Source organism: Roseburia inulinivorans DSM 16841, from assembly GCF_000174195.1.
Taxonomy (GTDB): domain Bacteria; phylum Bacillota; class Clostridia; order Lachnospirales; family Lachnospiraceae; genus Roseburia; species Roseburia inulinivorans.
In genome coordinates, this window is record NZ_ACFY01000087.1 from 16544 (window position 1) to 42920 (window position 26377).

Consider the following 26377-nt stretch of genomic DNA (forward strand, 5'->3'; position numbering starts at 1 on the left):
TTTCGCAATTATCCAACTGTTAGTATAGACAAACTCTGCAAGATATTATATCACTTTTTCCAGAAAGTTACAATTCCTTTATAACACCCGTCGTATCGTCAGGATCGTACGATACGTCGCACTTCCGTAACAGATTCCGTTTGTCGGGCTGGAAGCATGCACGATCCTTCCATTTCCCATATAGATTGCAACATGTCCCGGATAGCAGATGATATCTCCCGGCTGTGCGCAGTCATAGCTTACTGCCTGTCCGCAGCTCTGCATGGAATAAGAGTTTCTCGGAAGTGAGATTCCATACTGTCCGAAACATGCCATGACAAAATAAGAGCAGTCAGCCCCCTCCGTCAGACTGTTGCCGCCGTACACATACGGATAACCGACATATTGGCTCGCAAAGGCCACCACATCACTTCCGCTGACATTTGTAGTGTGTGCAGGATTTAAACCTGAAGATGTTAAACCGGTTCCTGAACCTGAAGCTGACGCATTTGTGTCACTGCCCGTTGTGTTTGACTGATTTCCTGCATTTTGCTGTTGTTGTTGCGCTGCCCGCCTTGCGGCTGCCTCTTCTGCTGCCTGACGCGCCTGTTCATCTGCAATGATCTGGTTCTGCTTTTTGATCGTATCTGCATACTGGCTTGCAAGACTTTTTGCACTTGCAAGCTGGGCGTCAAAATTATCCATCGCAGCGCTTTTTTCTGCGATCAAAGCCTGCAGGGAAGATGCCTGATCTTCATAACTGATCTTTAGCTCTTCCATCTCTGCCAGCTGTGCATTTAACTGATCCTTCAGATCTGCCACCTGCTGTACCGTCTCCTGATAAGCAGTAAGCTGCTTTCTGTCGTAATCATACACTTCGGATACATATTCCACACGGTTTAAAAGGTCGGTGATGCTCGTTGCTCCCATCATCGCTTCCCAGTAATTACTGTCACCGTTTTCATACATATACTGAATTCGCGTTTTCATCGCGTTATATTGCGTCTGCTCTTTCTCCTGTGCGACTTCCAGATCAGCATTCGCCTGGTCAATCTCATCCTGCTTTGCATCCATATCGTTTTCCAGAAGATCCATATCTGTGAGCAGTGCCATGAGCTGGTCATCATAAGCGTCCATTTCCTCCTGAAGATCACTCTGTGCCGCCTGGATCTCATCAATTTGGCTGTTCAGATTATCCAACTCCTGCTGCGCTTCATTTTTCTTATTTTTTGCATCGTTAATAACGGACGCATGAACTGAGTATATGCCTCCAATGCCAAGCACGCATGCCATAACTGCCGCTATGATCTGCTTTTTTATCTTTATCTTTTTCATCGCTCGTAAAAATTTCATAAAAGCGTTAATCTCCTTGTGTGAAAATAAATGAACGATAATTGTGTAACTCCTCTTACCTTTATTTCAAATTGTTCAAAATCAACAAAAACATTCAAGACACGCTCCCGCTATGTGTCACTCGCAGCGGTACTGCTCATTCTTCGCAGTACTTCGCAAATTCATTTAAAATCTGCTACGCAGATAGGAATTTGCTCACACCTGAATCATCTTCGCACGGTCTGTGCAGTAAATGCGCAGACCTGATTAAAAATGTCGTACCTGCTTTCTAAGAACCGGCGGTTCCCCAATGTCTTTCATGTCTTTTGTTAATTTTTCACAATTCAATTTACGTTATGATGAGTTACACAATTATCTGATATTCTATCTACAATGTCGTACCTATTTTAACACATTTTTCTATATAGTGGATAGCATTTCCATAATTTTACAAGGAGATAAAAGCTAAATAAATGCCTACCGGGAAGAAGTAACGCACGAATTTCAGAGCCGGGATGTAGGCTGCAATATCCACAAGAACCGGGCAGAACACCAGATTTATCAACACAAGCAGGAACATGTGGGATGTAAAACTGGTCAGATTTTGTATCCATTTTCCAACGATCCATATCCACACGATACAGGCTGCCAGTAACAATAGCATGGCACTGATCTCCCGAAGGAGTCCGCGGCTCTCCCTGGAACAAAGCAGTAACACCAAGCCAGCCACCGCCGGAACGGTTCCCGCTGCGAGAAGTCCCATCATCTGAAATCCTTGGCCAAGTGGCGCCGGAAGTGCCAGATATGGTTTTCCACTGCCTGCTTCAAAGCGTCGTCCGTATTCCACAAATAAGTTCAAAAATAGAAACAATGCCACAAGTCCGTGAAGTGGAAATACCTGTTTTTCTTTCTCTGTCGTCTCCACCGCCTCTGTCTGCTCCACATTAACCTGAAAAACTTCGTTTCCTTTGAGATATTTTTCATAATTGGCAAGCAGAACATCACATGCTGCTTTTGCATCATCTCCAAACAACTGCTCTGTCCTTGCGCTCAGCATCTGTGCTCCGTACACCTCAAACAGCGCCGCATAAAATGTCTCACGCGCCACCTCGCCCTTTGTGGTAAGCGGAGTACAGAGATACGACACACTGTTTTTTAACTTTTCATGCTCAAATTTCTTTTCAAAATTGTTGGAAAAATAAAAACCACATTCCAGTTTTCCTGCAATGACATCCTCCTGCAACGCCTCTTTGCTGTCGTACATCACAAAGGAAAAAAGACTTTCACGCTGTGTCAGATGTTCCAGCACTTCTTTTCCATGCGTTCCGTCTGTTTCCACAATTCCAACGGTCACATTGTCAGACTGCGGCATGGAGATCTGTCCGGCAAACCAGACCACAAAAAACATGGACGCTAATAACAGCAAGCTTGTCCCGCGTTTCAGCCACGCTTTCAACTGTAAAAAGTACCAGTTGAAAAGCGCTGATTTTCCAAACCCTCCGACGGTCAGACTGCCTCCTTTTTTTTGTTCCTTCCGTTCCACCTTTCCAAAATATCCTGCCGCTTTTGCCCATAACACGCTGGCCGCAAAAAGCACAACAAACATGAGAATCAGCTGCCTTGTCTCCTGCCCTTTGATTCCGAAAAACAATAATTTCAGATAATAGCTGTCCCAAAAGGTCAGTGGAAAAAAGGTTCCGATTTTTCCAAAAAGTTCCGGCAGATATGCAGTAGGGATCACAACACCGGAAGCCATGATCTGAAAAACATTGACCGCAAGCAGCACGATCGTTCCTCTGGTGCTCTCTCCCGAAATCGTATAGATCAGTTGAAAATACGCTGCGATCACCGCTGCAAGAAGCAGTGTTCCAGGCAGCACCTCCCGGTCAAACCACAAAAAAGACAGATGATACTTCCCTGATACCAGACAGCCCACAGCATACACCAAAACTCCCACAAGCCACAGCGGAACGGTCATAAGAAGCACTTTGACCAACGCATTTTTCCCTTCGCCGATACCGTAAATTCTGATTTTATCCTCCACAGCACGGCTCTGCTTCTGATACAGATAACCATAATTGACCCCCATCATCAGAAAGAGGAGCAAAACAGCCGCAGAAAAATAGTATTGATGGAGGTCTGCTTTTCCAAGCGAAGAATACACATTTTTCTGGAAAACCAAAGTGCGGTCAAACGCCTCATAAATATAAAGTTCGGAGATCACATCCCCAATCTGATCCCTTGAGATTTCCGCCTGATAAATCTGCGCGGTATCGTAGGTGGCATAGACACCAGCCTCCGCCGTCCGAAGCAGGGAGACGCCGTCCGCCACAAGTTCACCGAACACTCTCGTGTTTAACGAAGCATTTTCCGGGAAATAAATGGTTGCCGGTGTATTTTTCCCGGAATCCACATCCTCGTAAAACTGTTCCGGCAGTGAGAGCACCGCATCTAATGTGCCTTTTTCCAGCGATGCCATCGCTTTATCCTGATTCAGGTACTGAAAGTGGCAGACACTTTTCACGCTGTCCATCGCAGAGATAAACTGTGCCACCATCTTCGTCTGTGCCTCATCCTCAGGGATCACAACGCCAATCTCCGCCGTTTGGAACACACCTGCATCCTTCATAACGAGACTGACCGCAAGCACTCCGCCTGCGATCAGTAATAACATTACTATAAACTTTACCATGCTTTTTCTCGCCGCTATCAGGCTTTTTTTACCCTCAAGTGACAGATATCGAAGAAAAAATCTCATGAATTAAAATCCACCTAACATTGCTGCAAAGATTTCATGAAGAAGATCCTGCCATTCCTCTTCCGTTGCATTTCCAAGGTCAAAGGTATCGCCGGAAACTTCCTCAAACTGGGCACCTTTTTTCCAAGTGATACTACCGCTCACATCTTCAGAGGCACTTCCGAGATCATCAATGGTAATGACCATGCTGTTCTTATCGACTGCAAGATTTCCTGCAAAATTATAAGATTCTTCATCATATTTTGCTTCCATTGTGATATCTCCGCTGTCACTGTCATACGTGAACTTTACGGTATCGTTTTCCTCGGCGATCATCGTGATTGTCTCGACACTACCCTCGTTACTTCCCTGAACCTCGACCACTTTCTCATCATCTGCAAGGAGGATCATGTTCTGCATTCTCGTGTCACCGCCGAGGAACTGGACTTCAAAGGAAACATCATTTTCCGGTATAATATCAATCGCTGCATACTGACCTTTGTATAAGTAGAATACAAGTGTCGTGCTGTCGTCAAACTCTTCCACTGCCTCTCTCATAGACGCGACAAAATCTGCTGCGGTCAGATCAAGTGCATCCATCAGCTCCTGATAATCTTCCCCGTAAAGTGTCTCAAGTCCATCGATCACATGATTCACATTTTCTTTGGTCACAACCGTCTGATATCCCTTACAACTGCGCTCTGTTCCGTCGATGGTAAAGTCTTTTGCGTCCACTTTGGAAAATTCCAGCGTATTGTATTCATCCGCGTAAACTTTTAACATTTTCTTGCGGAACTCATCTGAATTCTGGTTATCATAAGCAGCCTTAAGCGTCGCATCCACTGCATCGAGCGTATCCTGGTCTACCATTTCCAGCAGATATCCACTCTTTTCATTTCTGTAATCATAGGTAAACAGGCGTTCACTGATTGTCGGGACTTCCACCTGCACACTGTCCGCACCAATGTCTGCTAAAAAATCAATCGATGGTGCACCGGAAATATTGAGATTTCCTTTTATCTGCTTCTGTTCCTTCGAACTGCGCCCCTCCATGGAAATATCGCCCTCGTTCATGGAAAGATCCATTTTGAGTGTATACTCATCCGAATACAGGGAAACACAGTCTTTTAATGTCTCTCCCAAACTTCCCATGTCACTCACAGTCTTTGCACCTGCAAGCAATACCTTTTTTGATGGGCTTAAAAAAGCTCCTGTTTTGACCGCTGCAAATACGCCAACGCCGCCCGCGACAACCACTGCTGCCACCACGCCCGCAATGATGGAGATTTTGTTTCCTTTCTTTTTTGGTGCTTCCGGTGTTGGTGTTTCCATCTGGTTTGCCGGTGTCACAGTATTCTCCACCGGATTTTGTGTTTCAAATTGTTCGTTCATAACGAATCCTCCCTTGTTTTTCTCTGTTTCCTTAGTATTTGTACTTGATTGTCATTCTGACATGCCTGCAAACTTTTGCAAAATATCTTCTGCATCTAATTCCTGCACTTTGCCCTCATCCATAAAAAGGCATCTGTCCGCATTGCGTATCTCGCTCTCATCATGCGTCGTCATAAGGATGATTCCATTTTTCTGCTGATAGGTTTTCATCCACTGGTGAATGCTCTCTTTATAATAAAGGTCAAGAGCTGTCGTCGGTTCATCCATCAGTAAAAATGGCGGGTTCTCCACAAGTGCACACGCAATGCTCAAACGCCGTTTCATACCACCGGAAAGTTTGCTTACCTCTGTTTGCAACAAATCCTCCAGTTGAAACTGTGCGACCAGCTCTTTTGTGTTGGCGTTGTGGCTGCCGCCCCAGAGTTTCAGATTATCCTGCACCGTCAGTTCTTCCATCAACGGATTTTCCTGCGGCACATAACCGCAAAACCGACGAAATGTACTGCTTTTGTAGGCTGCTTTTTTTCCAAAATAGCATAGTTCACCGCCATCCGGCTTTAAAATGCCCGCCATGATCTGCATTAAGGTAGATTTGCCGCAGCCGTTTTTCCCTGCGATCGCAACGCACTCCCCCGGCTTAACCTGAAAGGTGATATCGGACAGTACTTTCTTTTTCCATAACTTTTTCGAATCTGTGTTACCTCTATCATGTTATCTCAATTCTTCTTAATCTGCTTTTCATTGTCTTTTTGTGATTTTTCAGTACTTCACAATTACGATTCGTAACTGTTCAGTTCTACTTTCTTTACAATCAGAATTTTTTCTCCTCTGCGCAGATCCTCATCCGTCCGGTGATTATCCCGCAGAATATCTTCCACCGTTGTGTGATTCTCCTTTGCGATACTCCAAAGCGAATCCCCATCTTTTGCAATGTAACCGACCAGTCCCGGACGCTTCTGTAACTGCTCCATATCCAGAGCCTCCTCACGCATATCAGTAATATTATCTATCTGTTCCTGCTCAAATGCAAGCAAATCTAATCCGATCACCGCTTTTATTTCCACATGATCCTGATCGAGCATGACCGCGGACAACTGGCTGATCCTGCAATCAAGCTCTGTCTGCAGTTTATTTTTCCGCTCCAAAGCCTCCAACTCTTCCGGCTTATTGCGCTCTGTCCGCGCCGTCTGCTGTGGGATTTCAATGAGCTGTTCAAATGGATAAATCTCTCTGGCAGAACCGATTGGCATCTGATCGTCGGTCGTGATATAAAGCAGTTCTGTGACCAGAATCCCCTCTGCACGCACGCCCTGTTCGGTCAATTCCGTGCTCTCTAAATGAACCGTTCCCTCACAGGAACAAATCTGTAAAATCTTCTCCTGACTTTCCGCTAACTCCATCTGCTCGGTCAGGCGGCACTGGCTGTCATTTTTCACAGAAATATGATGTAAAGTCACGCCTGTGCAGACCGGAATGATCTCCTTTTTCAGAGAATAAACGTCCTCTAACATGGAAATCTCCTGTTCTTTCCACACCCGGATATCCAGATTCATCACAAGTTCCAGGACCAGAACGCGTTCCTCACCGTCGTAGTCCGGCTTTACCTCAAGTTCCATGGAAGCCGGTCTTGCCTTCACTTTATAAATAATATCTGCCTCCGTTCCTGCGTCACATTCCACACCGCAGTCCAATGGAATCACCATCTCATACCACTGCACGCGGTCTGTTTCCTCTTCCTCCTGATACAAAACGGAGATGAGCACTTCGCCACTCAGTTTTACACCGTCCTGCCCCATTTTTGTATCCAGATTGCGGATTTCTAAGCTTTTCCATAAAATTTCCTGCACATTGGGTTTGCTTGACGGCAGTGTGATCTCGCTTTTCTGGCGGCACTGATCGCGCTTCATACATAAAAGCTGTAAGATATTTGTGTTCCGATAACGTTTTTCACATCCGTCATCCGCCTCTATCCCAACACAGAGTTCATCCTCTTTTTCCCGCGGTTCTTCTGTCTTTAACAAAATGACTGCCCGCACGCTGATCTTTCTGGAATGGATGACTCCGATCGTGAGATCCTCAATCTCTCCGGATGCCTGTATCACATCATATTCCTGTACACCGTCCATGTTGAGTTTTTCCTGAAACGGTATCTCTCCTTTCAGACAGCTTATTTTTCCATTTTCCTGATCGCTGCGGTACAATACCCTGAAAACAAGGCGTCCCTTTAACCACGCTGCGCCTGCTGCCGCCTTCGCCTCATCAAAATGAAGTTCTCCCTTTTCTTTTAACACTTTTACAATATCCGGCCGGTAGTCCGGCACGTTGTAATCGTCATCTAATGTAATCTGGCTCTGTGCACTGGCAAATGTCGTGCAACTATGTAATTTTATTTTATTTAACTGCAAAAAAATTCCCCCGATCCGAAATCCTTTTTTTCATTGTATTCGAATAGAGAGAATTTTATACACGCTTTTATCACTATTTGCTCACAAAATAGCCATCTGCACACTTTCTTAGCAGAGTTTCATGCGAATATCTTTTGTAATAATATCATTGTAACTAAAGGATAATAACTGAGGTTGATTGTCATCACGCTCATCATTTACCAATATCGTGAAAACACTTGGATATGCATGCTGGATCACGCCCTGCTGGATATCAACCTTATTACGCCCACGGTCAAGCTGGATCATAACTTTACTGCCACACTGCTGGTGTACGGATGCACGTACCTTACTGATGTCTGCCTGTTGCATTTTTCTACCTCCTTATTTCACGCTTTACTTTAGCACTGTAATAAAATTTTGTCAAACGGATTTGCGTGTTTTGTACAAAATTCATGAATATTTGCAATTTTTCTCTATTTTTGAATGTTTTTTCATACAAATCTACTCAAACACTACATTCTCATCCCGCAGCTCCACTTTCACCACAATATGTGGATAACTTGGGCTCTTACTGATGGTTTCCCCCTTGCGCGGACCAATCAGTTCCGTATCAAAAATGATCGCATTCGATGTCAGATACAGATTGCGGATACAGATACTATACCCTCCGGTCTCCTGTTCTCCGTAGCCTCTTACTATGTATAAAAATTCGCTGTCTTTGTACGTCATTTTAAAATCTGCAGCCTTTTTCTCCTCAATATCATTTTGCAGTTCCTCCGGTATGTCTGCCTCTGCGGCGATCGTGTAATCAAGATCACTGATTTTTGTCCGGTTCGTCTGTTCCACACTGCATCCGGCAAAAAGAAGTGCTGCAAAAAAAAGCGTCGTAAAAAGAACCTCCGTTTTCCAAAAAACATACCTGCTTTTTTTCCTTTTCGTCTGCATACCCGCCTCCAGTTCCGTGCCCTGCGGCACAGCATTTTTGCTCTTATAGTTACTGTTCACCCGTACCTCATTCCAGTAACCTCTTATACCATTGTATGCCGGCATACCTTTCTATATTCCTAATTTATGAGTTGTTTTTCTCTTCCCCAACCCTTATAATGAGATGAGGCTGATATTTCAGTGCAATATGTATCATCGTATTTTTTTAATTTTATAGACAATTACGAAACTCCTGAAAACCTAAATCATATTGTGAAAAATCAACAAAAGACATGAAAGACATTGGGGAATCGTTGCGAGTGACACATAGCGAGAGCGTGTCTTGAATGTTTTTGTTGATTTTGAACAATTAAAAGAAGAATAGGAGGAGTTTCGTAATTATCTATAAAACATTTTATTAAGTAGAAAGGAATTTTCCTTATGATAAGATTAATCCTTGCATTACTCTTTGCAATTCTCTACCTCATCATCGGAATCCCGGTGCTCGGCGTGGAATGGATCATTGCAAAATTCAACAAACAGGCTGCCGACTTAGGCCAGCTTCGCATGGTGCAGTGGGCATTCCGTGTGATTTTATTTATCTGTGGAACGAAAGTGACCGTCATCGGTGAAGAAAATGTCCCGAAAGATCAGGCGGTCTTATACATCGGAAACCACAGAAGCTATTTCGATATTATCATCACCTATGCACGCTGCCCGCGTCTCACCGGCTACATTGCGAAAAAGGATATGGAAAAAGTGCCGTTGCTGCGCACCTGGATGCGGCGTCTGCACTGTCTGTTTATCGACCGTGAGAATGTAAAAGAAGCGTTAAAAACGATCCTTGCCGGAATCGACAATGTAAAGAATGGAATTTCCATGTGTATCTTCCCGGAAGGCACAAGAAATAAAACGGACGATTTGATGCTCCCATTCAAAGAGGGAAGTTTCAAGATTGCGGAAAAGAGTGGCTGTCCGATTATCCCGATGGCGATCACGAACTCCGCAGATGTGTTGGAGGCTCATATGCCTCGTGTCAAAAAAGCACATGTAATTGTAGAATACGGAAAACCAATTTATCCGAACGAGCTGGATAAGGAACAGAAGAAAAAAATCGGAGCTTACTGTCAGGATGTGATTGCTGAGATGTTAGAGAAAAATAAATCTATGATTTAGGTATCTGTCAGACCATATTAGAACATAAAATAATCTATTTTGAAAACCCCCAGTGTTTCGGCACTGGGGGTTTTGGCGTGTCGCATCGGACATTCCTATTTTTACTTCGTCAATTCCTTCACAATCTCCGGGAATCCCATAAAATGTGACGCTTTCACAAGCACTGTATCTCCGCTCTTCACCTCTTTCACAAGGTCTTTGATCAGGTCTGCTTTGTCCTCATAATGATGGACTTCTGTCGCACTGCTATTTGCACGCACTGCTTTAGTGATCTCCTGTGAGAGTGTTCCCACACAGTAAAGTGCGTCAATTCCCTTTCCTGCAAAATGTTCTCCCACCATATAGTGAAGCTGTTTTTCCTCTGCGCCAAGCTCGCCCATATCTCCGAGTACCGCGATTTTTCTGCCCGGTGCGTTGGACAATACATCGATGGATGCTTTCATGGAAACCGGATTTGCATTGTAGCAGTCGTCGATGATCGTAATGCCATTTTTGTGGATCAGATTACTTCTGCCGCCGATCGTCTGCACTGATTCAATCCCGCGCTTCATCTCGTCACAGGTCAGTCCTAATTCTCTTGCCACGCTCACCGCTGCCAGCGCATTGTATACATTGTGTTCTCCGGCGATTGGAATCGTGACTTCCATCGTCACTTCCCCGCCTGTCTCTTTCGACGGATAATGGATCGCTGCTTTTGTTCCGGTCAGGTCAACTGCCTCTACATTCGTTGCGTAAACCGTTTTCTCGGCAAGCGTCTTAGTTCCTTCCTCTGTTTCAGCCACTTTGGCAGCCTTTTCGATACCATAGAACACTGCCGGTTTTCCATTGACAACTTTCTTATCGCAGAGCTTGTCGTCATCTCCGTTTAATACCGCAATTCCATCCGGTGTCAGATGCGCAAAACTCTCTGTCTTTGCCTTTAAGATTCCATCTCTTGTGATGAGATTTTCCAGATGGCAGAGTCCGATGTTCGTGATCACGCAGATGTCCGGGTTTGCCATTGTGGATAACCGGTCCATCTCACCAAACTCGGAAATTCCCATCTCAAGCACAGCCACCTGATGTTCCTCCCGGATTTTAAAAATCGTGAGTGGAAGTCCGATCTCGTTATTCAAGTTTCCCTCTGTTTTTAACACGTTATATTTCTGTGCCAGAACAGATGCGATCATCTCTTTAGTGCTCGTTTTTCCAACGCTTCCTGTGATTCCGACTACTTTAATATCCAGACCTCTGCGGTAATCTGCTGCGATCTTCTTCATCGCATCTAAGGTGTTTTCCACGAGAATGTATGGGCCTGCCGGATTCTCTAACTTCTCTTCAGAGAGCACTGCCAGTGCTCCTTTTTCAAAAACAGATGGGATGAAACTGTGTCCGTCCACCTTTTCTCCACGTACCGGGATAAATAAGTAATCTTTTTCCACAAGGCGGCTGTCGATCACTGCTCCTTGGATCTCACGCGTTTTATCCGCTTCATTTCCTATGTAAGTACCGCCGCAGACTGCCGCGATATGCTCTAAGGTCATATTTTTCATATCATGCTCCTGTTATTATAGAACAAACTGCCACCGGTTCTGCAAAACTGGTGGCGATATGTCATTCATCATTATTTCTCATATTTTTTTAAGGAAATCTCAATCAGCTTCTCACATAACTGATTGAAGTTGATTCCAAGAACACCTGCCTCCTGTGGAAGAAGACTTGTCGGTGTCATGCCGGGAAGTGTATTTGCTTCCAGACAGTAAATTTCGTTATTCTTATTTAATAAGAAATCAGAACGGGAGTAAGTATTCAGTCCTAATACTTCTGCCACACGCTCTGCATAGTGCTGCATCTGCTCTGTGATCTCTTCCGGTAATTCTGCCGGACAGGTCTCCACTGCACTGCCTGCTTTGTACTTATTCTTATAATCATAGAATCCCTGAATCGGTGCGATCTCAATGATTGGAAGTGCCTTATAGTCAATAACACCGACTGAAAATTCACGTCCCTCTACATACTCTTCGATAATGAGGTTATCCTCCCATTTGAATGCCTCATCCAAAGCACTCTTGAATTCATCTTCCGTGCGCACGATCGTAACACCAATACTGGAACCTCCACAGCATGGTTTTACAACACATGGCAGCTTTAAGCCAAGTTCTTTTGCAGAATCTTTCCGGTTCTCTTTCTTCATGGAAATACCTTGTGGTGTCGGGATTCCACCAGCGATAAATAGCTGTTTTGCCATTCCCTTATCCATTGCAAGCGCACTGCTCAAATAGCCGGTTCCGGTATATTTGATCCCAAACAGGTCAAATGCTGCCTGAATCTTACCATTCTCGCCGTTTTCTCCGTGTAATGCCATGAAAACAATATCCGCCATGCGGCACATGTTGATGACATTCGGTCCGAAGAAGCAGTCCGACTGATCTTTTCTTGACGCTTTTACCTTTGCAAGATCCGGTGCTGTTTCCGGGATATCCTTTACCTGTACGCTGACTTCCTCTGTGCGGTCAAAAATTCCGGTCAGATTTTCCTCTTTGTCACTGTATCCCATAAAAACATCCAGTAAAATAACGTTATGTCCATTCTCACGAAGTGCTTTGGATACCATATCCCCCGTCTTGAAAGACACATCTCTCTCTGTACTTAAACCACCTGCTAAAACAACAATATTCATGGTGTAATCTCCTCTATTCTGACTTTATTTTGGATTTTGCTCCAACTTTTTAACATTATATGTCTGCCTATCAAATCTTTATTATAGTAACCCTTTTTCCAACTCATGACAAGATAAAAAAGAATAGTCTCACCGGAACATCCGGTAAGACTATTCTAAAAACTCTCCCCTTGTGTAGTAATACTTTCTCCTCCCTTGTTATTCTGAGCCGAACTACAGACTCTTTTTCCATCTAAAAATCCACACGGCAATTCTGTGCCTTACACAGAACTCTTTTGTAAAAAATCTTTTGTTATTACGATCTGCAAATCATTTCCTGATCATCTGTTCCTGCTCATCTAAGAGAATCAATAAACACAAAAAAATCTGTCTTGCCAGTAAGTCCTTTTTTCCGATCAGACTGCCATACTGAAAGATGTCATTTCTGGTATCCGTAAGCTCCCCCCTGTCAATCGCATAGAGAATCTCATATAGGATTTCCATGCGCTTTTCATCTAACATACCGCCGCACATTAACGTTTTTCCGAATACCGGATTTTTCTGTACAATTCTTAAAATATCAAAAAATTTTTTCTCCATCTCTCTCAAAGTTACTACACATGAAGTAATTCCATTATACGCCACCGGTATCTGCAGCACAATTCGCTTTTTCCGCACGTTTTCCTGATTTTACAGAAAAATCAGCTCGGCATATCCATCCTGTATACCGGCACTTTACAGTAATTTCATGCTAAACCTAAAAAGAGGAGAGCTGCCCGCTCTCCTCTGATCTCACTTTTAATATTCCGGCTCGATCAATCCGTAAGTATTGCCTTTTCTCTTATAAACAACATTGACATCCTCAGTCTCTGCGTTGATGAATACATAGAAATCATGTCCTAATAATTCCATCTCTACACATGCATCCTCCGGATACATTGGTTTCATATCAAACTTCTTGGTTCTGATGATCTTGATCTCTTCATCATCCTCTGACTTCTCATCCAGAAAATCCTGTTTGAAAACTGCTGCTGCATTCTGCTGCTTTGTTACAAGTTTTGTTCTATACTTTTTAAGCTGACGTTCAATGACTTCCTCTACCAGATCAATGGATACATACATATCACTGCTTACCTGTTCGGAACGGATATAACTTCCCTTCATAGGAATCGTAACTTCAACTTTCTGGCGTTCCTTCTCTACGCTCAATGTTACATTCACTTCTGTGTCCGGAGTAAAATACTTCTCAAGCTTATTCAGCTTGTCCTCCACTGCGGCTTTCAGTCCTTCTGTCAATTCGATGTTTCTTCCTGTGATCTTAATTCTCATGATGTCCAACCCCTTTGTCGCTTATTTGATATAATGATCCAATCCAGGCTATGTCAGATAGCTTTCTGAATGCTTACTTATATCATGACTTTATTATAGCATGTTTTTATACATTATCAACATTTTTTTGTCTTAAACCGAAAACTTTTTATATATTTTATATAATTTCTGAAAATTTCAGAATCTCAGATTGGTCTTTACGCCAGCGACAGCGCAAAATAACCATCTGCAAGCAGTCTTTCCTGCCTGTCCTGGTCATCAGAAGAAAGCACCATGATACCCTTTCTGTCATATACCAGACGTTCTGTTTTTGTCTGCGCCATAAGTTCCGGCAGAAGTTCCTCAAACTGTTCTTCACCCAGTGTCGTTTCGATAATGTGCAGCGTCCCATTCTCTGGGCAGTACATTAGAATATCAGCGTCCTCTGCACTCTCGTCTCTGGAAATATCATCACTCCACACTACCTTCACCGTTCTTCCGCCACAGAAACAGTTAAAATCCATCGCAAAACGGATTGCCGCCTCATCCCATGCAATAAAACCATCTCTCATCAATTTCTGCTCCCGGATTTTTTGATATTCTGCCGCAGTGATCTCCTCCACAGAATAACTGTTTAATTCCGCTGCAGAAAGTTCCGGCACATCCTGTTTTTCCAGTAAACGCTCCGATGGATACGCCTCTGTGAACCCAACCTTACGGTAATAACCGACAAGCTCTTTTTCGGCCGGGACTAACACCAATGGCATATTAAAAATCTCTTCTGCCTTCTTTAAGATTTTCCCTGCATAACCTCTGCCACGGTATTCTGGAAGTGTCGCCACTGCATAAACATATTTGGCCGGCTTCCACTCCTCACCGTCCCTGACATTAATATCTAAAAAGCTTGCCATGGAAACCGCATGCCCATCCTGACAGATGAGCAGCATATTATCCTCTGTCATCCGTTTATCCAGATAAAAATCTACCAGTTCCGCCTCGTCACCAAAACAGGTCTCCCATATTTTGTGGATTTCTTCCCTGTTTCTGTCCTTATCTGCAAAAATGACATCACTTGAAATCGCCACATATTTTTTCAGCAGGATTTCCGGATAATAGGACATCTTAGCCTTTCGCAGTCCCGGATCCCCCGTATCCTCCTCGCGGTTTACATAAGTATAATCTTCACACGCATGTAAAACAAACTGCTGGTTAATCATCGGATATGCGCCCTGCATATCCGGAAATGCTTTTTCGAAGTGGACAACATAAGTGTCACTGTTTAACGGTTCCCCGATAGAAAATGCAACAATCTGTCCTGCCTTCCGGATAATCCCACCAACAAGCCCGAGTTCTTTTCTATGGTCAAATGCCTCATGAAGCACTGACATCTCAAGTTCCATCTCTTCATTCCATTTCTCTGCCCTCATTTTGATCCATGTGTATGTCATATTGCGGCATTCTTCTATATTGGAATCATTCAGTTCCTCATAGCACCAGTCATCCTCATCCTGAAATCTCGCAATATGATTTCTCTTGCCATGCATCTTTTTTCCCGCAAGCGTTGCTAATTTTTCTCTGGAATAAATGTAATCATAATCGTTCCGGTCTCCTTGGATCAAAAACTGTTCCGGATACCATGTAAGCATCTGCTCCCGGTCTGCTTCGCTCAACGGGCTCATGATCAACGGACGCTCTTCCTCCCTGCAGATTTCTATCAGTTCATCGATCACTTTTCTGCGGTCACCTGCCCCGATCGGATAGGAATACATCACCACTCCCTCCTCCTCAAAACGAATGACTGCACACCCATATTTTTCTGCAACTTCAACATGATACACTTTCCGCCAGACAAAATTATTGGCAAACGTGTACTCGCATGCATTTCTGTCATCTTCCTGAAATCTGGCATCCATCCATGCCTTATCATCTAATGTAATTTCGTGAAACTCTATTTTTGACATCTTAATTCCTTTCGCTATATACTAACATTATTATTCCATTTTTAAGACGATTTATTGTACTATTTCATGCCGTGAATTGCAACCGTCATAGCATGTTGTAAAGAGAAGAAAATAAGAACATGGCATCCTCGCGGAGCGTTTTTATTACATGGGAAGTAATTTCCTATGTAATAAAAAAAGCTGACCGCTTTTTTACGATCAGCTTCTGTTCATTTCTAGTTTGTCATTAAAAACTTGATGATCCTCTCTGTATCTTCCGGCTCGTAAGCTACAACTTCAAGTTCCGGGATCTCTACATCAGATTTTAATAAGCTTGTCAGAGAAACATACTGGCAAAGTTTTGATTTGAGGTTTAATCTGTCTCCCTCACCTGTGATCAATTCTACTTTTCCGGCACAGGAATCAATTACTTTAAAAAATCCGTCGACATCTTTGATATTCTTGATTTTCATATTTTTTCATCCTTTCTTCTTTGGAACTCTATACCTGCTTCTTATTAAATCGCAAAAAAAGAAATCTGTAAATACTTTTCTTCAAAAAAAATGTTTTTCATAAAACCTACTTCTCCTGCTATTGTTCCATTGCTGCCCGGATGATGTGTTCCGCTTCCTTTGCTTCTGCTTTGGTAAGCTGCGGCGTATCTTTTAAGACATAATCCATGCCGAGGTTGTCGTACTTGACCTTTCCCATAGAATGATATGGAAGGACTTCCAGTTTTTCCACATTGCGGAGCGTCTTTAAAAACAGACCAAGTTCCATCAGTTCTTTCTCATCAAATGTAATGCCCGGCACGACTACGTGACGGATCCAGACCGGCTTGCCGATTGAATCAAGATACTTTGCAAACGCAAGAATGTTGCTGTTCGGCTGCCCGGTGAGTTTCTGATGTTCCTCATCGTTGATATGCTTAATATCAAGCATGACGAGATCTGTCACGGACATGAGCTGTTCTATCTTTTCCATTCTGTCTGATGCCATGTTTTCACTTATTCCAGTGAGGCTGATCTCTCTCTCACTGTTCTGATCTGTTCCTGTATGTTTCTTTGGAAACATAATTCCGGATGTATCCAGACAGGTGTGAATACCCTTTTCCTTTGCCTTCGTAAAAAGCTCCGTCAGAAAGTCAAGCTGTAACATGGGTTCTCCACCCGTTGCCGTGATCCCCCCGGTCTGATAGAAAGAACGGTTGCGCTCGAAACGGTCTATGATCTCATCCGCTGTCATTTCTTCCCCATCCTCTATCTTCCATGTATCGGGATTATGGCAATACTGGCAGCGCATCGGGCAGCCCTGAAAAAAAACGACAAACCGTACGCCCGGACCGTCCACTGTGCCAAATGTTTCTAACGAGTGAATTTTTTCCCATGTTGTTCTCCTTTTTCTATGAATAACGCTCACACGCGCCATTCGCAAAACGCACCTGTTGCACTACATCCGCTCGTGGAAGGTACGTGCGATCACTTCATCCTGCTGTTCTTTTGTCAGTTTGATAAAGTTGACCGCATATCCTGATACACGGATGGTAAGCTGTGGATACAGTTCCGGATGTTTCTGTGCATCCAATAATGTGTCACGGTTTAAAACGTTTACGTTCAAGTGATGTCCGCCTTTGACTACATAGCCATCTAACATTGCAACAAGATTGTTCTCCTGTGCTGCCTCATCTTTGCCCAGTGCATCCGGTACAATGGTAAATGTATTGGAAATACCATCCTGTGAATCCATAAATGGCAGTTTAGCGACAGATGCCAGGGATGCAACCGCACCATGGGTATCACGTCCATGCATCGGGTTTGCACCCGGAGCAAATGCTACACCTTTCTTTCTTCCATCCGGTGTTGCTCCTGTATTTTTTCCATAGGAAACATTGGATGTAATGGTCAAAATCGATGTTGTCTGGATACCGCCACGGTAAGTATGGTTTCCTTTTACATATCCGATAAAGGTGTGGAGCACCTGTTTTGCGATCTCATCGACACGATCGTCGTCATTTCCATATTTCGGGAAATCTCCCTCAATCTCAAAGTCAACGGTCACACCATTCTCGTCACGGATTGGTTTTACTTTTGCATATTTGATTGCAGAAAGGGAGTCTGCTACTACAGAAAATCCTGCAATACCGGTTGCAAACCATCTTCTCACATTTTTGTCATGTAATGCCATCTCTAATTTTTCGTAGCAGTATTTATCATGCATGTAGTGAATGATATTTAATGCGTTCACATACACTCCTGCTAACCATTTCATCATATCTTTGTATTTATCCCATACTTCATCGTAATCTAAGTATTCGGATGTGATCGGACGGTATTTCGGTCCGACCTGTTTTCCTGTCATCTCATCGACACCGCCATTGATCGCATAAAGCAGGCATTTTGCGAGGTTTGCCCGTGCGCCAAAGAACTGCATTTCCTTACCGATTCTCATAGAAGATACACAGCATGCAATTCCATAATCATCACCATGGACAACACGCATAATATCATCATTCTCATACTGGATTGCAGAGTGTTTGATGGATGTCTCGGCACAGAATTTTTTGAAGTTTTCCGGCAGTTTTACAGACCAGAGTACGGTCATGTTTGGTTCCGGTGCTGCCCCGATGTTGTTCAAGGTGTTTAAGTAACGGTAAGACATTTTTGTAACCATATGTCTTCCATCCACGCCGATTCCACCGATGGACTCTGTCACCCAGGTAGGATCGCCGGCAAAAATCGTGTTGTATTCCGGTGTACGCGCAAATTTTACAAGACGAAGTTTCATCACGAACTGGTCGATGATCTCCTGGATTTCTTTTTCAGTAAATGTTCCCTCTGCGAGATCACGCTCTGCATAAATATCTAAGAAAGTGGAGGTACGTCCTAAGGACATTGCCGCACCGTTCTGCTCTTTTACTGCTGCAAGATATGCAAAATAGACAGCCTGTGTTGCCTCTAATACATTATTTGCAGGTTTCGAAATATCACAGCCGTAAATTTCTGCCAGTTTCTTTAACATTTCCAGCGCACGGATCTGCTCGGATAACTCTTCTCTCTCACGGATCACATCTGAGTACATGATGGTACGTGTGTTGTTCAGCTGCTCTTTTTTGTCCTCGATCAGACGGTCTACACCGTAAAGAGCCGGTCTTCTGTAGTCACCAATAATACGTCCTCGTCCGTATGCATCCGGAAGTCCAGTGATGATATGTGCGCTTCTGCACGCTCTCATCTCCGGTGTGTAAGCGTCAAATACACCGGCATTATGAGTTTTTCTGTGTGTTGTAAAGTACTCTACCACCTCAGGATCGACTTTGTATCCATTGTCCTCGCACGCCTTGATCGCCATACGGATACCGCCGTAAGGCTGGAGAGCACGTTTGAAAGGCTTGTCCGTCTGGAAACCGACAATCTTCTCTTTCTCTTTATCTAAATAACCCGGACCATGGGAAGTGATCGTGGAAATGATCTTTGTGTCCATATCCAGCACTCCGCCGGCTTCTCTCTCCTGTCTGGAAAGTTCTAATACCTGATCCCAGAGATCGGTGGTATCCTGTGTTGGTCCCTCTAAGAAGGAATCATCCCCATCATATGGATGATAATTCTTCTGAATAAAATCTCTTACATTTACTTCTGTTTCCCAGGCTCCGCCCTGGAAGCTTCTCCATTCTGTCTGCATTTTTCTCTCCTTCTGCCACCGTGTGGCCTTGCATGGTTCATCACACTTTTTTAAAAAGAACCGCACGTCTGGACTCTTCGCCCAGACGGTCGGCATTCTTTTGTTATACTTCACGTGGTAAACCCCACTATTTCCGTCAGTCATATAACAATTGCATTGTACTATGAGTGGCAAATATTTTCAATAGGTAATTTTTCACAAACAATCCACATATGCCAGCAATTCCTCCGGTCTGCACTTTAGCACCCGTGATAGCTTCAGCAATGTCATTCCCTGTGGCAAGTAATACATAAAAATTCTTGTTTTGTTTCCCATGTTTATGTTATAATATTCCAAAGCATATTTTACAAAATCTTTATGGCGTTATGCCATCTATATTCTGGAAACGTCAGATTATCCCCAATGATCTGCGTTGTTCGTTCGTATCTATGCTTTTAATTACCCATTAACGAATTTAAAAGCAGGAGACGAAAGAAATCAGATATAGAATATATTTATTCTCCTGCCAAGACAGTATTATTTAAGAGCTGTCTCACCAATCAGGAGGAAGCCTATGGCAAAACACAAACGAAACCATAACAAAGTATCCAGAAACTCAGCAGTCAATATGCCAGCTACAAACAGAAACTACAAAGACACTATTTTTCGCATGTTGTTTTCTGACCGGAAAAATCTGCTCTCTCTTTACAATGCCGTCAATCAGAGAAAATACCTGCACCAAATTTTATCGAGTTTTACAATGGTTCGACGGCAATTGCTGACTGTACAGAGTTTCGACTTTCCTCGGCATTTGAACATTTGTCAGGTGAACCAAAACTTGAATTGATTGTCACGGTTTTAAACGTCAATGAGAGGCACAATGCAGAGTTAATGCAGCATTGCAATACATTAAACGAATATGCGCAGTATGTTGCCAGAGTGCGGCTCTATGCAGCGGATATGTCTTTAGATCAGGCCGTGGAACGTGCCGTAGACGAGTGTATCAGGGAGGGGATTTTAGCCGAATTTCTTACCTGCAACCGAAATGAGGTCATCAGTATGAGTATCTTTGAGTATGATAAAGAATTGGAAGAGAAGAAATTACGGAAAGCAGAATATGAAGCTGGACATGATGCTGGTTTCTCTGAGGGTGAAAAGTATGGTATAGAACGTGGTACTTTTCTAAATTCTATTGAAACTGCCAGACGTATGCTTAAATTTCAGGAATTTTCGCTTGAAAAAATTGCTGCTATTTCCGGGCTGTCTTTAGATGAGATAAAAAAATTACAAACAAACGAAGCGAGGTCTGATTCATGAAAATTGCATTAGTTTCCGATACACACGGTGTATGCCGTAAAGAATTATTTGACCATATCAAAAATTGTGATTATCTCATTCACACCGGAGATTTTGACAATGAACGTACCTATAACAGATTCTTAAACTGCGGCATTCCGATGTATGCAGTCCGTGGGAACTGTGACCACGGAGAGTGGGCGTCCTACCTGCATGAGTTTGTCTCCGTGCCGATTAATGGAAAATTATTTTATCTTGTCCATAACAAAGCTGACCTGCCTTTTGATCTCACGGATGCGGATTTTATAATTTTCGGACATACCCATGTATTCACGCACTACGACCGCTACGGAAAAGTTTTTATCAATCCGGGCAGCGCCGGGGCTGACCGCGGAGATGGAAAAGGCATTGCAATTTTAGAATTGACGGATAATGGATATGACGTGGAACGGATTTTGCTATAAAATTTCTTGCTTCATTTCCTACCCTTGTGTTACAATAATCTAAAGCATATTTTACAAATTTCATGACATTTTTGTCATCTATATTCTAACGGCGACAGATTAGCCCCAAATAATCTGTATGCTTCATTCGTATCTATGCTTTTTGTTACCCATTTAACAATTGAAAAGCAGGAGACGAAGGAACTTAGGAAAATATATGATTACATTCTCCTGCAATCACGAACAGTTTTATAAATAAGCTGTCCTACAATTTCAGGAGGAAACGATTTATGGCAAAATGCAAAAGAAACCGTAACAAGACAAAAAGAAATTTTACAGTCAAAACACCGACGGCAAACCGGAATTATAAAGACACCGTTTTTCGGATGTTGTTTTCTGACCGGAAGAACCTGCTGTCCCTCTATAATGCAGTAAACCAGAGCGATTATAATAATCCAGATGATCTGGAAATCGTCACATTAGAGAATGCTATTTATATGGGGATGAAAAATGATCTGGCATTTATTATGGATACTAATTTGTATCTGTATGAGCATCAGTCAACCTACAATCCAAATATGCCTCTTCGTGATCTGTTTTATATTTGCAGTGAATATCAGAAACTCGTGGATAAGAAATCTCTTTATTCTTCGACTCTGCAAAAAATTCCTGCACCAAATTTTATTGAGTTTTACAATGGATCGACGGCAGCTCCCGACTGCACAGAACTTCGGCTTTCCTCGGCATTTGAACATTTGTCAGGTGAACCAAAGCTTGAATTAATTGTCACGGTTTTAAATGTCAATGTGGGACACAATGCAGAGTTAATGCAGCATTGCAATACATTAAATGAATATGCACAATATGTTGCCAGAGTGCGGCACTATGCAGCGGATATGTCTTTAGATCAGGCCGTGGAACGTGCCGTAGACGAGTGTGTCAGGGAAGGGATTTTAGCCGAATTTCTTACCCGCAACCGAAATGAGGTCATCAGTATGAGTATCTTTGAGTATGATAAAGAATTGGAAGAGAAGAAATTACGGAAAGCAGAATATGAAGCTGGACGGGAAGCTGGTTTCTCTGAGGGTGAAAAACATGGACGTGAGACTGGTTTCTCCGAGGGCGAAAAGTATGGTATAGAACTAAATTCTATTGAAACTGCCAGGCGCATGCTTCAATTACAGGAGTTCTCACTTGAAAAAATTGCTGCTATTTCCGGGCTGTCTCTAGATGAGGTAAAAAAACTACAATAAATTTTAAATGAATCATTCCCTTAAAATAACAAAAAGAGCTCCTGTGTGAGCAATGTCATTAAGTTAAGATGACCAATCAAGATCTTAGCATCAGAAATGATGCTAGTGTCTTTTTATTTTGTAATAAATGCTTGACATATGATTCGAAATGTGCGGCCGCTTTCGCTATTGAATGATAATGAGGTAGCGAAAGCGGCCCTTGTAATTAAGAACATCTTGATTGCAAGGAGGTAACGCATATGAGCAATTATATTAATCAAGTTTCAGATTCTCTAAAGAATCATATTTCGGAATTAGCTAACAATCCATGTTTATTTCTTTGAAACCCCAATGTCAATTTCTCTCGAAAACGGAAAATTGATTTCAAAACTTTTATAGGAATCATGATGAATTCGGGTGGAGCTACTATGAGTAAAGAACTACTTGATTTCTTTGATTTTGACAAAAATACTCCGTCTGTGTCAGCATTTACGCAACAACGTTCAAAAGTACTTCCAGAGGCTTTTGAATATTTGTTTAAATCTTTTACGGATGACAACCTTCCAACTACTAATAATTATCATGGTTATCGTTTAATTGCATGTGATGGAAGTAACTTGACCATTGCAACCAATCAAAAGGATCCAGAAACTTTTTGGGAACGTAATCAGCATGGTTCAATTGTTAATAAACTACATCTGAATGCCTTTTATGATGTTTTGAATCGTATATACACCGATGTTTTAGTGCAAACAGCAGCGGATTACAACGAGTTTAGAGCATGTGCAACAATGATTGACAGATCGAAACTAGAGAATGTTATTCTTGTTGCTGATAGAGGATATGAAAACTATAACATTTTTGCACATGCAATTGAAAAAGGATGGAAATTCGCTATACGTGTCAAAGATAAAAATAGTAATGGAATTGCATCTGGGTTAAATCTTCCTCCAAATGATGAGTTTGATATAGATATCACTCAGATTTTTTCGAGGAAAAATACAAAGACCACAAAAAAAGCAGGCTATAAGTGGATGCCTGTAAATCAAGTGTTTGATTATCTTCCACGAAAAAGTGATAAAACATACGAATTATCATTTCGTATTATTAGATTTCCTATAGGGTCTAATTCTTATGAAATAATAATTACAAATCTTGATAGAAATATTTTTGATGTAAAAAAAATAAAGGAAATCTATCATTTGAGATGGGGAATAGAAACTTCATTCAGAGAATTAAAATATGCCATAGGATTAACAAGTTTCCATGCACGAAAACCAGATTTTATTAAACAAGAAATATATGCGCGATTACTTTTGTATAACTATTGTGAATTAATAACAACACATGTAATAAAACAAATGAAAAACAATGATAAAACAAAACAGGTGAACTTTACAATCGCCATTTATATTTGTAGAGAATATCTCCGTAATAAACGCAATCTTAGTCCACCTGATGTGATTAACCTAATAGAAAAGCATGTATTACCAGTAAGACCTGGTCGAAAAGACCCTCGCAAAGTCAAACCCCAGGCATCTGTAAGCTTTCTATATAGAGTGGCTTAATCATAGATAATTATAAGTTTTTTTTGACAGATAATCAATCTGTCTTTTTGTTGTGCTGCAAAATAAACAAAAGAAAAAAACACATCATATTTATCAAACAATTGCAAATATGATGTGTTTTATAATTATGTCAAAATTCTTAACTTAATGACATTGCTCCTGTGTGAGCTCTTTTTGTTATTTATGCTGTAATTTTCAATTACTGTAACAGAGAAAGTACACCCTGAGTAGACTGATTAGCCTGTGCAAGCATAGACTGTCCAGCCTGTGCAAGAATGTTGTTCTTGCTGTACTCAACCATCTCTTCTGCCATATCTGTATCACGGATACGGGATTCAGCAGTTGTTGTGTTCTCAACAATGTTGTCTAAGTTGTCGATCGTATGCTCTAATCTGTTCTGTACAGCACCAAGAGCAGATCTCTGAGAAGAAACCTTTGCGATAGCATCGGAAATTGCATCTACCGCATAAGTAGCAGCTGTTCCGGTAGCGTCTGTTACATTCAAGCCTTTTACTCCGAGATTTGCAGAGTTCATTACATCAATATCGACTGTGATTTTATTGGTCATATCTGCATCTGCACCAACATGTAAGTTGAAGGACAATGTATCAGCTACTGTTGCATATCCTTTTGTGATTGTATAGGTTGTCTTTCCAGCTGCATCTGCTCCATCAGAAACAGTTGCATCGCCGTTAACAGTTCCAATGCTATTAGCAGCCAGAAGTTCTGCCTTAATTTTCTTTTTAGCTTCCGCTGCTGTAATAACAGATGAATCATCATCATCAATGTCATTAGCATCCTGATCTGTCATTGCTGTATAATCTTTTCCGTTAACACTTGCTTTTGAGCCACCCTTCACTGTATCTGCTACGACAATTGCAGTTCCATTAGTCTGATCTCCATCTTTATACCAACCAGCTGCTTTACCGCCATTAGCATCTTTGTATGTATAACTTATTCCATCAATTGTGATTTCATTGTCTGCTGTAGCAAATGCATTAATAGCAGTTGTGATTTCTGTTTTAGATGAACCAATTGTATACTCTTTTCCAGCAATCTTATACTTGTCACCAGTTTTAAGCGTATCCATAACAAATGTTGCAGATTTTGCACTATCTGTTAATGCTCCTTTCAGTCCTGCATCATGACCTTTCATATATACATTCTTTGTAGATGCATTGTCACCCTTTAACAGATAAATTTCGTTAAATTTGGTTGTCTCAGCAACACGATCGATCTCAGTTGTTAACTGATCAATCTCATCCTGGATTGCCTGACGGTCAGACTCTTTAGAGTTTGTTCCGTTAGCTGCCTGAACTGCCAACTCATTCATTCTCTGTAACATGGAGTGAACTTCTGTCAAAGCACCCTCGGCTGTCTGTACAGAAGATACGCCGTCCTGAGCGTTTGTGGAAGCCTGATCAAGACCACGGATCTGTTTTCTCATTTTTTCAGAAATTGTTAATCCTGCTGCATCATCTGCTGCACGGTTAATTCTGTAACCAGAAGATAATTTCTCTGTGGATTTGCTCTGTGCTCCTGTTGTGATGTTTAACATTCTGTTGGCATTCATTGCCTGCATGTTGTGTTGTACTACCATAATATAATCCTCCTTGTCTCATCTTTTTGATGAGCTATTATGTTTTTCTCCGGGGAATCCGTTCCCCGGGCTTATTTATAACAAACAGGGCGTCCCGGGTTTTGCCCTGCCTATTACCAGATGATCGTGTGATGCAAAAACTACTCTTTCATCTTTTCTGCATCTCTTTTTGCCTCTGCTTTCATGCGTTCATTCCATAAAATCTTTTTAATCTCTGCCTGTGCTTCTCTGGAAATTCCCGGCTCAGCATAATAGGTATCTTTCCTGCGCTCCGGGTTTGTTTCTGTTTTATTCCGGGCAATATTGACATCTCTCGGTGCGTCCACCAGAAGTCTGATATGATTTCCGGCGCCTCCGGCATATACCACGCGGATATTATCGCCAATGTTTAAATATTCACCCTGTTTCAATGAAAGTTTGAGCAATCTGTTACCTCCCTGCACACTTACGTTTTTTGTAATCACATCCATGATTTTTTTTGCAACATAACTTACAGAAATGTTGCATTTTCGACATGAAACATGCGGATTTTCATTGTTAAATCATGTATCTGCAAATAAAAATACTTTTCCGTTTTCAGCTGTATTTTTTTAAGGAGCGGTCATACCAAAAAATGTTGGAAGGAAAACAGGTAATAAAAAAATCATGAGAAAATCCGTTCTTGAGAAAATCTGATAAAAAATTTTATTTCAGGGGTAAAGTTTCCGAATGAATATCCGATATAGAACTTGTAAACAAAAAAATGCAACATTTCTGTAAGAAATGTTG

The 26377-nt window shown here is 42.1% G+C and carries 21 protein-coding genes, 1 pseudogene and 1 riboswitch; of the genes and pseudogenes, 5 read left to right on the plus strand and 17 right to left on the minus strand.

Features of this window, described 5'->3' with window-relative positions; translation table 11 throughout:
* Nucleotides 1-78 precede the first annotated feature (78 nt).
* The 7 genes from ROSEINA2194_RS09330 to ROSEINA2194_RS09360 form a co-directional block, all read right to left on the minus strand.
* Nucleotides 79-1332 (minus strand): C40 family peptidase, encoded by a 1254-nt coding sequence (locus ROSEINA2194_RS09330; RefSeq protein ID WP_007886051.1) that lies wholly within the window; start codon nt 1330-1332, stop codon nt 79-81.
* A gap of 427 nt (nt 1333-1759) precedes the next feature.
* The gene (locus ROSEINA2194_RS19730) at nt 1760-4069 is read right to left on the minus strand and encodes an ABC transporter permease (protein ID WP_007886052.1); all 2310 of its coding nucleotides are present in this window, start codon (nt 4067-4069) and stop codon (nt 1760-1762) included.
* 3 nt (nt 4070-4072) lie between these two features.
* A complete protein-coding gene (locus tag ROSEINA2194_RS09340) occupies nt 4073-5440 on the minus strand; it encodes a hypothetical protein (RefSeq protein WP_007886053.1) in 1368 nt (455 codons plus the stop codon).
* A 51-nt stretch (nt 5441-5491) separates the two neighbouring features.
* Complete coding sequence (locus ROSEINA2194_RS09345) at nt 5492-6103, minus strand: ABC transporter ATP-binding protein (RefSeq protein ID WP_330370399.1); 612 nt, start codon at nt 6101-6103, stop codon at nt 5492-5494.
* Between the two features lie 110 nt (nt 6104-6213).
* Nucleotides 6214-7845 (minus strand): DUF3794 and LysM peptidoglycan-binding domain-containing protein, encoded by a 1632-nt coding sequence (locus ROSEINA2194_RS09350; protein WP_007886055.1) that lies wholly within the window; start codon nt 7843-7845, stop codon nt 6214-6216.
* 108 nt (nt 7846-7953) lie between these two features.
* Nucleotides 7954-8196 (minus strand): Veg family protein, encoded by a 243-nt coding sequence (locus ROSEINA2194_RS09355; RefSeq protein WP_007886057.1) that lies wholly within the window; start codon nt 8194-8196, stop codon nt 7954-7956.
* Between the two features lie 132 nt (nt 8197-8328).
* The gene (locus ROSEINA2194_RS09360; RefSeq protein WP_007886061.1) at nt 8329-8877 is read right to left on the minus strand and encodes a protease complex subunit PrcB family protein; all 549 of its coding nucleotides are present in this window, start codon (nt 8875-8877) and stop codon (nt 8329-8331) included.
* Between the two features lie 315 nt (nt 8878-9192).
* Between ROSEINA2194_RS09360 and ROSEINA2194_RS09365 the strand changes: the two genes are divergently transcribed.
* Nucleotides 9193-9927, plus strand: a complete 735-nt coding sequence (locus ROSEINA2194_RS09365) for a lysophospholipid acyltransferase family protein (RefSeq protein WP_007886062.1) — start codon at nt 9193-9195, stop codon at nt 9925-9927.
* A gap of 101 nt (nt 9928-10028) precedes the next feature.
* Here the strand turns inward: ROSEINA2194_RS09365 and ROSEINA2194_RS09370 are convergent, their stop codons facing one another.
* The 8 genes from ROSEINA2194_RS09370 to pflB form a co-directional block, all read right to left on the minus strand.
* Nucleotides 10029-11459, minus strand: a complete 1431-nt coding sequence (locus ROSEINA2194_RS09370; protein WP_007886064.1) for a UDP-N-acetylmuramoyl-tripeptide--D-alanyl-D-alanine ligase — start codon at nt 11457-11459, stop codon at nt 10029-10031.
* Nucleotides 11460-11530: 71 nt separating this feature from the next.
* Nucleotides 11531-12586, minus strand: coding sequence for a D-alanine--D-alanine ligase family protein (locus ROSEINA2194_RS09375; RefSeq protein WP_007886066.1), 1056 nt, complete (start codon nt 12584-12586; stop codon nt 11531-11533).
* 309 nt (nt 12587-12895) lie between these two features.
* On the minus strand, nt 12896-13225 hold the full coding sequence (locus ROSEINA2194_RS09380; protein ID WP_156333793.1) for a hypothetical protein: 330 nt from the start codon (nt 13223-13225) through the stop codon (nt 12896-12898).
* Between the two features lie 138 nt (nt 13226-13363).
* Nucleotides 13364-13894, minus strand: coding sequence for a ribosome hibernation-promoting factor, HPF/YfiA family (hpf, locus tag ROSEINA2194_RS09385; protein ID WP_007886071.1), 531 nt, complete (start codon nt 13892-13894; stop codon nt 13364-13366).
* Nucleotides 13895-14091: 197 nt separating this feature from the next.
* Complete coding sequence (locus ROSEINA2194_RS09390; protein ID WP_007886073.1) at nt 14092-15834, minus strand: GNAT family N-acetyltransferase; 1743 nt, start codon at nt 15832-15834, stop codon at nt 14092-14094.
* A 215-nt stretch (nt 15835-16049) separates the two neighbouring features.
* Nucleotides 16050-16286, minus strand: coding sequence for a hypothetical protein (locus ROSEINA2194_RS09395; protein ID WP_007886075.1), 237 nt, complete (start codon nt 16284-16286; stop codon nt 16050-16052).
* A 118-nt stretch (nt 16287-16404) separates the two neighbouring features.
* Nucleotides 16405-17241, minus strand: a complete 837-nt coding sequence (gene pflA, locus ROSEINA2194_RS09400; RefSeq protein ID WP_007886077.1) for a pyruvate formate-lyase-activating protein — start codon at nt 17239-17241, stop codon at nt 16405-16407.
* Nucleotides 17242-17262: 21 nt separating this feature from the next.
* Nucleotides 17263-19491 carry a formate C-acetyltransferase gene (gene pflB, locus ROSEINA2194_RS09405; RefSeq protein ID WP_044927557.1) on the minus strand — a complete coding sequence of 743 codons (2229 nt, stop codon included), beginning with the start codon at nt 19489-19491 and terminating at the stop codon, nt 17263-17265.
* Nucleotides 19492-19563: 72 nt separating this feature from the next.
* Nucleotides 19564-19645, minus strand: a riboswitch (ZMP/ZTP riboswitch).
* Between the two features lie 399 nt (nt 19646-20044).
* Between pflB and ROSEINA2194_RS09410 the strand changes: the two are divergent.
* From ROSEINA2194_RS09410 to ROSEINA2194_RS09425, 4 genes and pseudogenes are all read left to right on the plus strand, one after another.
* Nucleotides 20045-20787: pseudogene (locus ROSEINA2194_RS09410) on the plus strand (hypothetical protein).
* Nucleotides 20784-21230 carry a metallophosphoesterase family protein gene (locus tag ROSEINA2194_RS09415; protein ID WP_007886085.1) on the plus strand — a complete coding sequence of 149 codons (447 nt, stop codon included), beginning with the start codon at nt 20784-20786 and terminating at the stop codon, nt 21228-21230. Before ROSEINA2194_RS09410 ends, ROSEINA2194_RS09415 begins: the two are co-directional and overlap by 4 nt.
* A 269-nt stretch (nt 21231-21499) precedes the next feature.
* Nucleotides 21500-22462 carry an RpnC/YadD family protein gene (locus ROSEINA2194_RS09420; protein ID WP_007886086.1) on the plus strand — a complete coding sequence of 321 codons (963 nt, stop codon included), beginning with the start codon at nt 21500-21502 and terminating at the stop codon, nt 22460-22462.
* A 356-nt stretch (nt 22463-22818) separates the two neighbouring features.
* Nucleotides 22819-24009, plus strand: coding sequence for an IS4 family transposase (locus ROSEINA2194_RS09425; protein WP_227970573.1), 1191 nt, complete (start codon nt 22819-22821; stop codon nt 24007-24009).
* Between the two features lie 199 nt (nt 24010-24208).
* On the opposite strand, the gene ROSEINA2194_RS09430 is transcribed toward ROSEINA2194_RS09425, so the two are convergent.
* Nucleotides 24209-25609, minus strand: a complete 1401-nt coding sequence (locus tag ROSEINA2194_RS09430; protein ID WP_007886088.1) for a flagellin N-terminal helical domain-containing protein — start codon at nt 25607-25609, stop codon at nt 24209-24211.
* Between the two features lie 140 nt (nt 25610-25749).
* Nucleotides 25750-26034, minus strand: coding sequence for a carbon storage regulator (locus ROSEINA2194_RS09435; protein WP_044927561.1), 285 nt, complete (start codon nt 26032-26034; stop codon nt 25750-25752).
* Between the last annotated feature and the right edge of the window lie 343 nt (nt 26035-26377).